Below are 14,643 nucleotides of genomic sequence, written 5' to 3' on the forward strand. Positions count from 1 at the left end.
TCCACGTCTCCGCTCCGTGAGGCCGTCCGCACCCCCCAATCCCCCCGCCGTGACGACCGGACCGAGGAGAGAGGTACTCATGCGTGTGCTCCACTCCCCATGGCGGCGCTCCGCGCTGGCGCTGCTCGCCGTGGCCGCCGCGGTCATGGCCCTCGTCGTACGGCCGGCGGAGGCGTCGGTGCCCGCGACGCCGTCCGGCTGGTCGCTCGTCTGGTCGGACGACTTCAACGGCACGGCCGGGTCGCTTCCGTCGTCCACCAACTGGATCATCGACACCGGTCACTCCTACCCCGGAGGCCCGGGCAACTGGGGCACCGGTGAGATCCAGAACTACACGTCCAGCACCTCCAACCTGAGCCTGGACGGCAACGGCAACCTGCGCATCACCCCGATCGGCAGCGGCCAGAACTGGACCTCGGCCCGGATCGAGACCCGCCGCGCCGACTTCAAGCCGGCCGACGGCCGGGTCCTGCGCATCGAGGGCCGCATCCAGATGCCGAACGTCACGGGCGACGCCGCCCTCGGCTACTGGCCGGCCTTCTGGGCGCTCGGCGCGCCCTACCGGGGCAACTACCAGAACTGGCCCTCGATCGGCGAGTTCGACTTCATGGAGAACGTGAACGGGCTCAACACGGTCTGGGCCACCCTGCACTGCGGGGTGAACCCCAACGGGCCGTGCAACGAGACCATCGGCCTGGGCAACAGCCGGGCCTGCCCCGGCTCGACCTGTCAGTCGGCCTTCCACACCTACCGGTTCGAGTGGGACCGCAGCGTCAGCCCCAACCAGCTCCGGTGGTACGTGGACGGCCAGCAGTTCCACAGCATCAGCCAGAGCCAGCTCGACGCCACGACGTGGTCGAACATGACCTCCCACGCCGGATACTTCCTCCTGCTCAACGTCGCCATCGGCGGCGGCTTCCCCAACGGTGTGGCCGGGTTCTCCACGCCCACCTCCGCCACCGTGTCCGGACGGCCGATGGTGGTCGACTACGTGGCCGTCTGGCAGAGCGGCGCGACCGGCAGCCCGCCGCCGAGCTCGCCCCCGCCGGGTGGCGTGGACGCCCGCTCCACCATCCAGGCGGAGAGCTACCAGGCGCAGAGCGGCACCCAGCTGGAGACGACCCAGGACACCGGTGGCGGCCAGAACGTCGGCTACATCTCCAACGGCGACTGGCTGCGCTACGACGGCGTCAACTTCGGCTCGACGGCGGCGCGGCAGTTCAAGGCCAGGGTCGCCTCCGGCGCGGCGGCCGGCGTGAGCGGCCTCGTCCAGGTCAGGCTCGACAGCCCGACGGCGACCCCGATCGGCGACTTCGCCGTCGGCAACACCGGTGGCTGGCAGAGCTGGACGACCGTTCCGGCCAACATCGCGCCGACGACCGGCACCCACACCGTCTACATCACCTTCAGCAGTGGCCAGCCGGCCGACTTCGTCAACCTCAACTGGTTCACGTTCGCGACGTCCTGACCGCCGCGCCGTGGGCGGGGGCCGCTCCGGGTCCCCGCCCACTGCCGGACGTACGTCACCCAGTGGGCGAGACGGTCTCCGGCGACGGCGACTCGCTGGGCGTGACGGACGGGCTGGGTGTGGCCGGTGCGGACGGGGTCTGCGGGGTCTGGGCCGGGGGCGCGCCGCCTCCGCCGTGCCCCTGCAGGGCCGGGCGGCTGGCGTCCGCGACGATGATCGCCCTCGGGCTGCCGCCGGTCGTGCCCACGACCCACACCTGGTCGCCCTGCTGGATCCCCTGCAGGCCCTTGTAGTCCGCGACGATCCTGGTCGACGCGTCGACCGTGTAGGTGCGGCCGTCCACCGTCAGGGCGCCGCTCTTCACCGAGTCCACCGAGCCCGTCTGGCTGGTGAAGGTCTGGTAGTCGCGGGACGTGCGGGGCTGCTGAGGCTGTGCGAGCTGGAGCAGGCCGAGCTCGGTCATGCCGAACCGCTCCGGACCGGGCCGGAGCTGTCCCCCCTGGGCGTACTGCGGCTGGTCGTGGCCCGGCGCGCCCGCCGCGGCGAGGCCGGCGCCGGTGGCGAGGGTGAGCGCCGCAGCGATTCCGAGGAGGAGCCGGGGCCGCTTGCCGTGAGGTTTCGGCGGCTTGCTGGAAATGGTCATCGGTGTGCTCCCTCCACTCGGCGCTGGGGCACGACATGACACGCGGCGAGATGACACGGTGCGGCATGACATGGCCGGCGCCGCTGGGATGTGCGCGAACGACGTGAGCGGACGTGACCGTGGCAGGTCATGGAACGTCCGTGGAAAGGACGCGCCGGGCGTACGCGGCCGCGCATGGAGCGCGCGGCGCCCGCGAACCCGTCGCGGAGGGCCCGCCGGCGGCACTCCTGACCGGTGCGCTAACGGCCGGGCCGTCCGATCGATCCGCCTGGTCAGCCGCCGGCCCGTGCCGGTCGGCCCGCCTGCGGATCCCCTGGCCGCCCTACCCCATCGAGTACGGCGTTCACCGCCCGCTCGGTAAAGCCATCGTCCAGAGGCAGTTGCCGGAATACCACCCGCAGCCAGACCGCGCCGGCGAGCAAATCCGTGATCATCATCGGGTCGGCGGAGTCGTCGATCTCGCCGCGCTCCCGGGCTCGTTCGAAGATCGGCCGCTCCCGGGCCAACCGGTCGGCGAAGAAGCCCCTGGCCGCCTCCGCGAGCTCGGGGCTGTTGGCGGCGGCGCCGAGCGCCGCGACGGCGATGTCCGCCGCCGGGGGAGTGGTGAGCAGCCGGGCCAGGCCGTCCAGCAGCGCGTGCAGGTCGCCCCGCAGGCTCCCGGTGTCGGGCACGTCGAAGTCGAGCGCCCGCGCCTCGACCAGCGCCGTGCCGAGCAGCGCGGCCTTCGACGGCCACCACCGGTAGATCGTCGTCTTGTTGACGCCCGACCGTTCGGCCACGCCCTCGATGGTCAGGCCCTCGTACCCCTTCTCCGCCAGCAGGTCCAGCGCGGCGTTCAGGATGTCGTCCTTCTTGCGTGGGGCCATACGGGGAGCCTACTGCAACGCACCGTTGTGTTTTAATGGCGCCAGCAACGCAACGTTGCGTTGTGATTAAGGAGGTGCGTCATGAGCATGCCGGTGGTCTTCGTCCACGGCACCCGGCTGAGCGGCACGATGTGGTCCCCGGTCCGGGCGCTGCTGCGGGCTCCTTCCGCCGCGCCCGACCTGCCCGGCCACGGCCGCCGCCGGGGCCTGCCGTACGACACGGAGGCGGCCTGCGACGTCGTCGCGGAGGCGATCGCGGACCTGGGCGGACGGGCGCTCGTCGTGGGGTTGTCCCTCGGCGGCTACGTGGGCGTCGCCGCCGCCGCGCGGCACCCCGACCTCGTCGCCGGCCTGGTCGCGATGGGCTGCACGGTGCGGCCGGACCGGCCCAGGGCGCACGCCTACCGGCTCGCCGGACGCCTGGCCGCCCGCAACCCCGGGCTGGCCGACCGGGTGAGCCGCTTCGCGCTGCGCCGGATGCTGCCGGGGGCCGCCGGAGAAGCCATGATCGAGGGCGGGTTGAGCAGCGAGATCGTGGCATCCGTCGTCGCGGCGGTCACGGCGGAGGACCCCCTCGCCTCGCTGGCGGCCTACCCCGGGCGGGTCTGGCTGCTGAACGGCACCCGCGATCCCTTCCGGGCCGACGAGCAGGCGTTCCTGCGGGCCTGCGCCCACGGCAGCCTCACGCACGTGCCGGGCCGGGGCCATCTGACCGTGCTCGCCGATCCCGCCTGGCTGGCCCGCTTCGTCGACGAGGCGGCCGAGGACCTGTCCACCCGCCCGGCCTGATCAGCCCCGCGCCGCACGCCCGGCTCCGCCCAGCGCGGCGACGAGGGCGAGCGCCAGGTAGACCACCCCCGAGGCGTACCTGAGCGTGCTCGCGCGCAGGCGGCGGCCGAGCGACCCGGCGGTGAGCGCGTACACGAGGTCCGAGGCCAGCCCGATCACGGCGAGAACCAGCCCGAGCAGGAGGACCTGCCCCGGCACGTCGCCGAAGGGATCCACGAACTGTGGCAGGAACGCCAGGAAGAACAGCACGGTCTTGGGGTTCAGCACGTTGACCACGACGCCTTCCAGGAAGACCCGGCGCAGCGGCTGGGGCCTCGGCTCGTCGCCGGCCGAGCCTCGGCCGGTCAGGGCGCGGACACCGAGATAGGCAAGGTAGGCGACGCCGGCCCACTTCACCGCCGCGAACAGCCCTGCCGACCGTGCGAGCAGATAGGAGAGGCCGGCCGCCGCCGCGGCGATGTGGAGCAGCGTGCCCGTCTCCACACCGAGGGCCGAGGCGACCCCGGCACGGCGGCCCTGGGCCACACCCCGGGCGGCGATGTAGAGATGGTTGGGGCCGGGCACGGCCACCACGGCCGTCGAGGCGGCCGTGTACACCAGGAACGTCGAGGTGTCGATCACACTTGCCGAGGCTAGAAGCGTGGCGGCCCGCACACCCGGGCCAATCGGTGCCCGTGTCCGTGGACCAATGCGGCTCAGAGCGCCCCGGGACCCTTGGCGAGGTCCCGTACGATCTGGATCAGCTCGGCCGGGTCGAACGGCTTGGTGAGATAGGCGTCGACGCCGATGTCGTACCCCCGCCTGCGGTCGTCCTCCTGGGCCCGGGCGGTGATGAGCATGACCTTGATGTGCCGGGTGCTCGGGTCCTCCCGCAGCCGGGTGGCCGTCTCCCAGCCGTCCAGACGCGGCATCATCACGTCGAGCGTGATCACATCGGGATCCACGTCATGGACGCGGTCCAAGCAGTCCTGCCCGTCGTACGCGGTCTCGACCTCGAACCCCTCCAGGGTCAGGTTGACCGCTATGAGCTGCCGGATGACCTCGTCGTCATCCACGACCAGCACGCGTCCCAGAAGCTCGCCCACGGCGGCAAAGCTAGCCAATGAGACGGGGTGAGCGCGCGGTTTTCGCTGATCCACATGCCCCCACCCTCCGGCGGCCCGTAATGATGTCACGAGCGGCCTTCAAGTGCTGGTAGCCTTATCAGCGGTTGAGCCCCCTTAGCTCAGGGGATAGAGCACCGGCCTCCGGAGCCGGGTGCGCAGGTTCGAATCCTGCAGGGGGCACCAAGCAGCTCTGCGCTACGGGCATCCACCCCATCTCGGGGCGAAGGGTGCCCGTTTTTGCGTCCTATGAGATGGTTTGCCGGGCTGCCATCGGAGGTTGAGGCCATAGGCGGGCAGGCATGCTCGCGATCACCCGAGCTGGTGTCGGATTCGATCATGGATGCTTGAGGCCTGCCTGAGGGTGACGGGTTGCTTACTATCCTCTCGCTCAGGCTGACGATGTCACTGATCGTGTCGCCGTCCAGCGTGACCCTGATCAGGGCGGTGTTCGCGCGGGCGTCGTAGCGGACCTCCAGGTGAAAGACCTCGAACAGCTCGCGCTGGAGTTCCTCAGGAGCTTCGGCGAGGTTGGCGGTCAGGAGGGGGAGCCGGTCGAGTAACTCTTCCGCGTGGTCCTGCCGCGATGGTTGCGCCTCCAGGATGAGCTGCGGTTCGAGACGTTCGCGGAACTCTTGAGCGCATTTAGGGGGCCGCTACATAGAACAAGCGCCCAGCCAGATGGCTTGCACATGCGAGCGGACCAACCGCGGCGATCTGCGCAACGAGAAGCACACTGCCCCGTCGACGTTCGCCGGATCCAGCAGTTGGGCGATATCAGGCATTGTCTTCACCTCTCCGCTGCGACTCGGACGGTACGGACTCGTCGCTTCGGGAGGGGGTGGACCACCTCAATCGTGGACGAGTGCGAATTGCCTGGTTAGAAGGGGTGCCTCTTGTTTCCCTTCTGTTGGGACCCTCGCGGGGGGCACCAGACCTTGACCAGCGGATCAAGCCGCTGACCAGCCCAACAGCACAGGAACGGGCGGGCCTCCAGTCTTACGGAGTCCCGCCCGTTCTCATCAGCGCTCGCTGGTCGTGGGCCAAGGATCGGATCGCCTTCCTGGGCAAGGGGATGTGCCAGGGGAACCCTCCTGACTATTGACACCTACGACACGCCGTCGGTAGCGTCACCGCCAAGTTTGTACATGGTTGTCCATGAACAAGAGGCCAGGATGAAGATTGCAGTGGTCGGCAGCTACGGTGCCGGGCTCACCATGCAGGTGCCCCGGATGCCCGTCGCGGGGGAGACCCTCTTGGGCGGCCAGTTCACCTCTGGGCACGGAGGCAAGGGCTCTAACCAGGCAGTGGCCGCGGCCCGCCTCGGTGCGGAGGTCAGCTTCCTGACCGCGGTCGGGCCGGACCAGTTCGGCGCTGCCGCCCGCCGGCTATGGGCCGAGGAAGGGGTCGACGCGAGTCGGGTCCGCACCGCCGGCGCCGCCACCATGGTCGGCATCATCCTCGTCGACGACGAGGGGGAGAACCGGATCGCGATCGCACCCGGAGCACTGGACGAGCTGACTCTGGCAGACGTCGAAGGGTTCGCCGACCGAATCGCTGCGGCAGACCTCGCCATGGTCAGCCTCGAGATTCCCCTGCCGGTCGCGCTCGCGGCCCTGCGGACCGCGCACGAGCACGGGGTCCGCACGCTGCTCAATCCCGCCCCGGCCGTGGCCCTGCCCGACGAGGCGTGGGCGTGGATCGATGTGCTGACCCCCAATGCCAGCGAAGCTCGGGTGCTCACCGGTCGAGACCCGGACAGCACAGCCAGCGGCGATGAGCTCGTCGACCTGCTCCGGACCCGTTACGCCGGAACAGTCGTGCTCACCCTCGGCGCCCAGGGCGCACTGGTGGACTCAGGTGGGCAGCGCACCCGGGTCGCGCCGGTCACCGTGCCCCGCGTGGTCGACACCACCGGTGCAGGCGACGCCTTCACCGGGGCGCTCGCGGTCGCCCTAGTCCGGGGCGACGACCTCACCGAGGCGGTTCGGTTCGCCGCCGCGGCCGGCGCCCACAGCGTCGGCATCGCCGAGGTCATACCCGCCCTGCCCCGCCTGGACGATGTCGCGACCCTGTTGAAGAGATGAGAGAGATGGCCCAGATGACCACTCAGGCGGCGCCTCCGGTGAAGTCCGGGGTCGCGGCCCCCAGCAACCCCTCGCCCCTCCAGCGGTTCCTGCACGCCCGGGAGTCCAGCACCTTCCTCGCCCTGGTCGTGCTCTTCCTGCTGGGCACTCTGCTCGCTCCGGGCTTCGTAGGGACCAGCAACTTCCTCACCGTCGGCCAGCAGATCGCGCAGATCGGCATCATGGCGATCGGCGTCACCTTCGTCATCATCAACGCTGAGATCGATCTGTCCGTCGGCTCCATTTACGGCCTCGGAGCCGTCGTCTGCGGTCTCCTTATGACTTCGGATGTCGCCTGGCCGCTGGCCGCTCTTGCCGGGATCGCCGCCGGAACGGTCGCAGGCCTGATCAATGGCCTGATGACCGTGGGATTCAGAATCCCGTCCTTCATCGTCACTCTCGGCACGCTGAGTGTCTATCGGGGCGTCACGCTGCTGCTCAGCGGCGGGTCGCCGATCTCCCTGTCCGCCAACGACCCTGACATCGCCGAGTTCAACCTGCTCGGTCAGGGCAAGCTCTTCGGCGTCCTGCCGATGCAGCTCGTCATCTTCGCCGTCGTCGCCGTCCTCGGCACGATCGTCCTCTCAAAGTCCCGCTACGGCTTCAACACCTATGCCGTCGGCGGCAGCGCCGAGGCCGCGCGGCTGTGCGGCATCAACACCGGCCGCGTGAAGGTCACCGCTTTCATGCTCTCCGGCACCCTCGCCGGTCTGGCCGGCGTGCTCGGTCTGTCCTTCCTCTCCTACGTGCAGGGGGTCACCGGTTCCGGCATGGAGCTCACCGCGATCTCCGCAGTGATCATCGGCGGCGCGGCCCTGTTCGGCGGCTCCGGCACCATGCTTGGCACCGTCATCGGCGTCGCGTTCATCGGCGTCCTGCAGAACATCCTCAACCTGCGCGGCATCTCCTCCTTCTGGCAGACGGTGGCTACCGGCACTGTGATCATCCTCGCCGTAGCCGCCGACACCTGGCTTCGCAGACGTTCCGGACGTCGGTGACCTTCACCTGCACGCGCCCCGGACTACCCGTCCCCCCACACCGTAAGGAGCCACCCGAAATGAAGTTCTCCCTCGGGCGTCGGGTCGCGGTCGCCGTGACCCTCAGCCTGGCGCTGCTGGCGAACGCCGCCTGCGGCGCGGTCACCCCGGCCAGCACCGCCTCCGCCGAGAACGGCGGCTTCAAGCTCGCCGACTACATCAAGGAAGACGTCAAGCAGGGCAAGCCACTCAAGATCAAGCTGAGCTACCACGACCCATCGCTGGCCTTCGCCGTCCCGATCCGAGAGGGCATGGAGCGTGGCGCCAAGGAGTTCGGCGTCGACGCGCAGATGATCGGGCCGTCCGGCGGCAACCCCGCCGACCAGGTCGCCGAGCTGCAGACTCTGATCAACCAGAAGCAGATCGATGGCCTGGCCGTCTCCTCGGCCAGCAACGACGCCCTCAAGCCCGTCATCGCCCAGGCGTACGACGCCGGCATCCCGATCATCTCGTTCAACACCAACAACCCCGAGTCCAAGCAGATGGGCTTCGTCGGCCAAGACCTCGTGTCCTCCGGCAAGTCCCTCGCGAAGGAGTTGCTCGGCGTGCTCAAGGGTAAGACCGGCAAGGTCGTCGTGGTCTCCGTCGACTCCGGTGCCGGCTGGTCCAACGACCGCTTTTCTGGCTTCCAGGAAGGGCTGAAGGACTCCGGCCTGCAAGTCGTCGGTCCGATCAACACCGGTAACGAGCCCAGCGCGGCCTACAACACCATCGAGTCCACGATGGCGGCACAGAGCGATGCGATCGCGCTCGTCTCCCTCGACTGCTGCAGCTTCACCGCCGGGGCCAAGTGGCTTCAGCAGTCCGGTAAGGCGGGCAAGATTCACGCCGTCGGTTTTGACGTTCAGCCGCAGACGGTGGAGTACCTCAAGAGCGGCGTGGTCGACCTCACCATCAGCCAGGGCCCGGCCGAGCAGGGCTATCAGGCGGTCAAGCTTCTCGCCGACTTCCTCAAGAACGGCACCGAGATCAAGGACGTGGACACGGGCGCACTTGTGGTCACCCCTGACAACGTGGCCTCCGTGCCAGTGGAGGGCTGAGCCGATGACCAGCCCGGCCACGAATGCCGCCTCGACGGCGGCCGCCGTCGAGGTGACAGGTCTGTCGAAGCACTTCGGAGCCGTCCGCGCGCTGCAGGACGTGAACCTGAGCGTCCCTGCGGGCAGCCTCACCGCCGTGATGGGTGAGAACGGCGCCGGCAAGTCGACACTCATGAAGATCCTGGCCGGGCTGGACACCCCCACTTCCGGCACTGTGCGAGTAAACGGTGAGCCGGTCCGCCGGTACGATCCGGCCACCCTGCTCAGTCGGCATCGGGTCGCCTTGGTGCCCCAGGAGCTGGCTCTCGCCCAGGACCGGACCGTCGCCGAAAACATCATGCTCGGCGTCGAACCGGGATCCCGCCCCTTCCCCGACCGCGGTCGGATGAACGAGCGGGCAGCGGAGTTGCTGGACCGGCTCGGTCTGGGGGTCGACCCCCGACGCAGCATCCGCCACCTGGACGCCGCCTCCCAACAGCTAGTGATCATCGCCCGGTCCCTGGCCCGCGAGGCGCGAGTGGTGATCCTCGACGAGCCGACCTCGATCCTTTCCCCATCGGAGTCGGAGCGACTGTTTGAGGTGATTCGGTCGCTGCAGACCGACGGGGTGACCATGCTCTACGTCTCGCATCGGATGCCCGAGGTGTTCGCCCTCTCCCAGCACGTCCATGTCCTGCGCGACGGTCGGCACGTCGGGCACTGGCCCACTGCGGAAGTCACCCCCGACCAGGTCGTCGCCGCGATGGTGGGCCGGGAACTCGCCGCCGACTTCAGCCGGCATGACACCCCCGCACCCGTCGCCACGGCCGCCCCCCGCCTACGAGTCCGGGGCATCTCCGGCACCGGTTTCACAGATGTCGACCTGGAAGTCGCCCCGGGCGAAGTGGTCGGCCTGGCCGGGCTGCCCGACAGCGGCCGGATCGAGCTGTTGCGCGGCATCTTCGGCGCCGATCCGGTGACCGGCGGTGAGCTCTCACTGGACGGGAAGGCGTTCACCGCGAAGTCACCGCGCGACGCCATCGCCGCCCGGGTGGCATACCTGCCGGGTGAGCGCCGGCAGCAGGGGATCCTGCCGACGATGAGCGTCGCCGACAACGTCAACATCCTGGCCCTGAATCGTCGGCAGCGGTTCGGCCTGCTGCAGCGGCGGGCCCTGCGTCGAGACGCGGACGCCCGGGCTCAGGAACTGCGGGTGAAGACCTCGACGACCGCCCAGGGCATCACGCAGCTCTCCGGCGGCAACCAGCAGAAAGCGCTGCTGGCCCGATGGCTGTCCATCGAGCCCCGGCTGATGCTGCTGGACGAGCCCACCCGGGGCGTCGACGTCGGCGCCAAGGCGGAGATCTACCGACTGTTCCGCAATTTGGCCGACAAGGGCGTAGCGCTCGTCGTCTCTTCGTCGGACCTGCCCGAACTGCTGACCGTCAGCGACCGAATTGCCGTCATGGCCGCCGGCGTCCTGGTCGGCGTCATCCCTGCGGCGGAGGCCACCGAGGAGAGGGTGATGGCCCTGGCCACCGGCGCTCACACTATGAAGGAGAAGGCATGAAACGCAGGGGCGTGCTCAACGCCGAATTGTCCGGGGCGCTGGCCACCCTCGGCCACACCGATCTGCTGCTCGTGGTCGACGCAGGCTTCCCCATCCCGCGCACCGCCCACCGCATCGACCTGGCCATCACCGAGGATCTGCCCAGGCTCACCACCGTGCTGGACCTCGTCGCCGACGAGATCATCGTCGAGGGCCTCGTGGTCGCCGAGGACGTCACCACTCACAACAAGCCCCTCGCGGATTGGCTGGGGCAGCGCTTCCCCGGCGTACCGCTGACCACCCGGCAGCACGCCGAGATGCTCGGCGAGCTGGCCCACCAGGCCAAGGTGATCGTGCGAACCGGGGCGTTCAACCCGTGGGGCAACGTGGGGCTGATCTGCGGCGTGGACGTCCCTCGATGGTTCGACGAGCCCGGCGTCATCGTGCCCGACTACTACCAGGACCGGATGTAGCGGCGTCATCGCCCCCACGACGTACCCAATTGGAGATAGAACGTGAGCACTGCCACTCAGACCGACGCCGCGGCCACTCCTGCGGCGCTGGCCCCCTACATCCAACACACCCTGATTGAGACCGGAGTGACCCGGGACCGGATCGTAGCCCACGCCGAGGAAGCCGTCCGATACGGCTTCAACGCCGCGATGGTGCCGGGCTCCTGGGTCCCAGAAGTCGCCGAGGTACTGCGCGGCACCGGCGTCGAGGTCGCCTCCGCGCTGGATTTCCCCACCGTCGGAGTGACCACCAGTGCTGGCAAGGCCGCCGAAGCTGAGAGCCTGGTCCGGGCCGGTGCCACGCAGATCGACATCGGCGTACAGATCGGCTGGCTCAAGAGCGGCCGATACGACGCGTTCCGCGACGACATCGCCGGGGTGGTCCGGGCGTCCGGCGTGCCGATCAAGGTGATGCTCGAGTTGCCGCTGCTCACCCCAGCCGAGCGGGAGACGGCCGTCGAACTGTCGATCGAGGCCGGTGCGGCGATCCTGAAGAACGCCAGCAGCGGTGCAATCGAGGTGGCGAACCCGGAGAGTATCGCTTATCTGGTGGCCCGGGCACCGGAGGGCGTGAAGGTCAAGGCCTCCGGCTCGATCAAGTCCTTCGATCAGGCCGTGTCCCTGCTGCGGGCCGGGGCGGTGCTGCTTGGCACCAGCGCCGGGGTGGCTATTGTCACGGACACGACAGACGGACAGACTACGAGCTATTGATCATCCGTCCGCCCCTCGACCCGAGCGACAGGCAGCGGCTGTGATCGGCAGCCGTGGGTCGAGGGGCGGCGGAGTCCCCCATGGAAGGTGACATGTCCGACCAGTTGGGCCCGTCCGGTGCGTCCGAGCACCTCGACCGTGACGCGCCGATGCCCCTGCACGCGCAGGTGTCGGAGCAGATCCGGGCGCGGATCCTGTCCGCCGAGTGGCCGCCGCACTATCGGCTACGCAGCGAGCCGGAACTGGCGGCCGAGCTTGGCATCTCCCGGGGTACCCTGCGTCGAGCGCTGTCGACCCTGATCCGGGACGGCCTACTGGTGCAGGTCCGGGGGCGTGGCACCTTCGTCACCTCCACCACCATCGAGCCCTCGATCGCGCAGAAGCTGACCACCCTGTCCGAGGACTTCGCCCGGCAGGGGGTCTCCATGACCACCCAGGTGGTCACCCACGAGATCATGGCCGCACCCTCGCCGGTGGCTGCCCTGCTCGACCTGCGTCCCGGCCAGTCAGTGCTCCGCTTGGAGCGGCTCCGCGCCACCTCCTCCGGCCCGGTGGCCTGGCTGGTCAACTACGTACGTATCGATCTGGCTCCCGGCCTGGACCGGGTCGACCTGGCCGACCGTTCCCTGTTCGGCCTGTTAGAGAACGAGTACGGGCTGAAGATCAGTACTGGGCGACGTACCTTCGGCGCGACTGCCGCCGCTGGACGAATCGCGGCGGCGCTCGAGGTGCCGGAGCAATTCCCGCTGCTGTACCTGGAGCAGATCACCTACCTCGACGACGGTCGGCCGATCGAGTACTCCGACGTGTGGATCCATAGCGAACGAATGCGGGTCACCTCGCTGCTCTCCCGTCGCTGACCTACGTACGGGTCCGCCACATGGGACCGCTGCGGCGGCAGACGCGTGCGGCACCCGCCTGGATGGTTTCGGCTGATGCGCACCGGGGTTTTCGCCCTGGTGTGCGTTGGCCTGTCCCAAGCAGGTCATGATCTGATGGCCCCACGGCTGGTGCCGGCATGGTCGGTCGGCATGGCCCTGGGCCTGGTGACGTTGATCGGCTACCGCCTGGCTGGTCGTGAGTGGTCGGCCCGCTGGCTTCTGGCGGCTGTGGAGACGGTCCAGCTCTACCTGCACGTGTGGTTCACCTGGACGACCCCGGCGGACGGAACATCCAGCGTCGGCGCGCACGCCATGATGCCGGGGCACACGGGCCCGATGGCCGTCGCGCACGGCGCGATCCCCGCACACGACGGGATGTCTGTCCTGGCGATGTTCGCCGCGCACGCGGCGGCGGGCGCGTTGGTCGCCTTCTGGCTGTCGGTGGGCGAACGCGCGCTCTGGCGAGCCCTGCGTTCGCTGGCGTTCGCCGTCTCCTCTCACCTCTGTCGCGTTCTCGCGCTCATCGGGCCCGTGGCGATCCCCGTCCGACCGAACGCGGCGCCAGCGTCCCACGACGAAGGCGATCTTTCGGCCACGACCGCGCTCCGGCACACCGTGGGCGCTCATCCTGCGGTGAGGAGATCGTGGACATGGCCGATCTTCGCCAGGTCTGGGCGCAGATCCCCGACTCTCGTGATCGGCGCGGGCGCCGGCATCCCCTGGTGGTGATGCTGGCGCTGGTCCAGGCGGCGATCGTGTCCGGCGCGGTCTCCTACGCGGGCGATCAGGCACTGGATCGCCCGCGCACCCCAGGAGGTCCTGGCCCACCTCGGGGCCCGCCGGGACCGGCGGACCGGGTTGTTCACAGCCCCGCATCCCGACACCGTGTGCCGCACCATCGCGCAGGTCAACGCCGCCGGCGTGGACGCTGCCTACGCCGCGCACCGGGCCGCTCAACTGCGGGAGCTGTACGACGACCCTGATGAGTTGATCCCGATGACCGTCGACGGCAAGACCCAGCGTGGCACCGCCACCGGCGGCAAGCCCGCCCAGCACCGGCTTGGCGCGCACCTGGCCGACGATGCCCTCATTGTCTCCACCCTCGACGTCGGCACCAAGAGCAACGAGATCACCGCCTTCATCCCGCTACTGGACCAGATCGACTGCCTGAACAACGTCGTGATCAGCGCGGACAGGCTGCACACCCAGCGCGAGCACGCCCGCTACCTGCACCGGCGCGAGGCGTTCTACGTCTTTCCCGTCGGCGGCAACCAGCCGGGCCTGTTCGACCAACTCGATGCCCTGGCCTGGAAGAACGTGCCGATCGACTGGGTCACCTACGACCGCGGTTACGGCCGCACCGAGATCCGTACCATCCAGGTCATGCCCGCCCCGGCCGGAACCCGCTTCCCGCACGTCAAGCAGGTCTTCCTGCTCGAACGCCACGTCTACGACCTGGGCTGGAAGCCGCTGTCGGCGGTCGCGGTGCTGGGCGTCACCAACCTGACCGCGGAACTGACCGGCCCACGACGCCTGGCCGAACTGGTCAGAGGCGAATGGTCGATCGAAAACAGAGATCATTACGTCCGGGACGTGACGCTCGGCGAGGACCGCTGCCGTGTCCGCACCGCCTCAGCCCCGTCCATCCTCGCCGTCATGCGCAGCCACGCGATCGGCGCGTTACGCCTGCTCAACCACACCAACATCGCCGAAGGCACCCGCTGGGCCCGCGACGACTTCCGCAACCCGCTCATCGCCCTCGGTCTCACAATGTGAGAACTCCTTCAGCCCTGCTGCGGACCTGGACAAGCTCCTGCCGCCGGGTCTGGCGCGAAGGATGAACGCGGCGATCTTGGCGGCAGACGCCGGCCACACGGCCTATGTGGATGATCCTCCGGCTACAGCCGCCCCGGTCGGTTGTCATTACGACAGAGGCTTT

Annotated in this window: 15 protein-coding genes and 1 tRNA gene; 12 read left to right on the forward strand and 4 right to left on the reverse strand. The window is 69.2% G+C overall.

The window, feature by feature from the left end; genetic code table 11:
* The first annotated feature begins 79 nt into the window (after positions 1-79).
* Positions 80-1,468: a glycoside hydrolase family 16 protein gene (locus ABZ857_RS33225; protein WP_357051049.1), complete on the forward strand. Its 1,389-nt coding sequence runs from the start codon at positions 80-82 to the stop codon at positions 1,466-1,468.
* Between the two features lie 55 nt (positions 1,469-1,523).
* On the opposite strand, the gene ABZ857_RS33230 is transcribed toward ABZ857_RS33225, so the two are convergent.
* Both ABZ857_RS33230 and ABZ857_RS33235 read right to left on the reverse strand, forming a co-directional pair.
* A complete protein-coding gene (locus tag ABZ857_RS33230; RefSeq protein WP_357051052.1) occupies positions 1,524-2,111 on the reverse strand; it encodes a DUF5666 domain-containing protein in 588 nt (195 codons plus the stop codon).
* Positions 2,112-2,383: 272 nt separating this feature from the next.
* Positions 2,384-2,977: a TetR/AcrR family transcriptional regulator gene (locus ABZ857_RS33235; RefSeq protein ID WP_357051055.1), complete on the reverse strand. Its 594-nt coding sequence runs from the start codon at positions 2,975-2,977 to the stop codon at positions 2,384-2,386.
* An 81-nt stretch (positions 2,978-3,058) separates the two neighbouring features.
* Here ABZ857_RS33235 and ABZ857_RS33240 point away from each other — a divergent pair, with 81 nt between their 5' ends.
* Positions 3,059-3,766: an alpha/beta hydrolase gene (locus ABZ857_RS33240; RefSeq protein ID WP_357051058.1), complete on the forward strand. Its 708-nt coding sequence runs from the start codon at positions 3,059-3,061 to the stop codon at positions 3,764-3,766.
* Here the strand turns inward: ABZ857_RS33240 and ABZ857_RS33245 are convergent, their stop codons facing one another.
* Together ABZ857_RS33245 and ABZ857_RS33250 are read right to left on the reverse strand one after the other, a co-directional pair.
* On the reverse strand, positions 3,767-4,387 hold the full coding sequence (locus ABZ857_RS33245) for a LysE family translocator (RefSeq protein WP_357051061.1): 621 nt from the start codon (positions 4,385-4,387) through the stop codon (positions 3,767-3,769).
* 74 nt (positions 4,388-4,461) lie between these two features.
* Positions 4,462-4,851, reverse strand: coding sequence for a response regulator (locus tag ABZ857_RS33250; RefSeq protein WP_357051064.1), 390 nt, complete (start codon positions 4,849-4,851; stop codon positions 4,462-4,464).
* Between the two features lie 129 nt (positions 4,852-4,980).
* Between ABZ857_RS33250 and ABZ857_RS33255 the strand changes: the two genes are divergently transcribed.
* The 10 genes from ABZ857_RS33255 to ABZ857_RS33300 all read left to right on the forward strand — a co-directional run bounded on the left by ABZ857_RS33255 (position 4,981) and on the right by ABZ857_RS33300 (position 14,480).
* Positions 4,981-5,055 (forward strand) — tRNA-Arg (locus tag ABZ857_RS33255).
* Between the two features lie 989 nt (positions 5,056-6,044).
* Positions 6,045-6,956, forward strand: coding sequence for a ribokinase (locus ABZ857_RS33260; protein WP_357051067.1), 912 nt, complete (start codon positions 6,045-6,047; stop codon positions 6,954-6,956).
* A 14-nt stretch (positions 6,957-6,970) separates the two neighbouring features.
* Positions 6,971-7,993, forward strand: coding sequence for an ABC transporter permease (locus ABZ857_RS33265; protein WP_357051070.1), 1,023 nt, complete (start codon positions 6,971-6,973; stop codon positions 7,991-7,993).
* Positions 7,994-8,052: 59 nt separating this feature from the next.
* Entirely contained in the window at positions 8,053-9,072 is a 1,020-nt protein-coding gene (locus tag ABZ857_RS33270; RefSeq protein WP_357051073.1) for a substrate-binding domain-containing protein, read from the forward strand.
* Between the two features lie 4 nt (positions 9,073-9,076).
* Positions 9,077-10,621: a sugar ABC transporter ATP-binding protein gene (locus ABZ857_RS33275; protein WP_357051076.1), complete on the forward strand. Its 1,545-nt coding sequence runs from the start codon at positions 9,077-9,079 to the stop codon at positions 10,619-10,621.
* On the forward strand, positions 10,618-11,073 hold the full coding sequence (rbsD, locus tag ABZ857_RS33280; protein ID WP_357051079.1) for a D-ribose pyranase: 456 nt from the start codon (positions 10,618-10,620) through the stop codon (positions 11,071-11,073). The genes ABZ857_RS33275 and rbsD overlap by 4 nt, the downstream gene beginning before the upstream one ends.
* Before the next feature lie 42 nt (positions 11,074-11,115).
* Complete coding sequence (gene deoC / locus ABZ857_RS33285) at positions 11,116-11,823, forward strand: deoxyribose-phosphate aldolase (RefSeq protein WP_357051082.1); 708 nt, start codon at positions 11,116-11,118, stop codon at positions 11,821-11,823.
* Positions 11,824-11,915: 92 nt separating this feature from the next.
* Complete coding sequence (locus ABZ857_RS33290) at positions 11,916-12,683, forward strand: GntR family transcriptional regulator (protein WP_357051085.1); 768 nt, start codon at positions 11,916-11,918, stop codon at positions 12,681-12,683.
* Positions 12,684-12,758: 75 nt separating this feature from the next.
* Positions 12,759-13,433 carry a hypothetical protein gene (locus ABZ857_RS33295; RefSeq protein WP_357051088.1) on the forward strand — a complete coding sequence of 225 codons (675 nt, stop codon included), beginning with the start codon at positions 12,759-12,761 and terminating at the stop codon, positions 13,431-13,433.
* 129 nt (positions 13,434-13,562) lie between these two features.
* Positions 13,563-14,480, forward strand: coding sequence for an ISAs1 family transposase (locus ABZ857_RS33300; RefSeq protein ID WP_357051091.1), 918 nt, complete (start codon positions 13,563-13,565; stop codon positions 14,478-14,480).
* Positions 14,481-14,643: the final 163 nt, after the last annotated feature.

It is taken from the genome of Microbispora sp. NPDC046933, assembly GCF_040644635.1.
In the GTDB taxonomy this organism is placed as follows: domain Bacteria; phylum Actinomycetota; class Actinomycetes; order Streptosporangiales; family Streptosporangiaceae; genus Microbispora.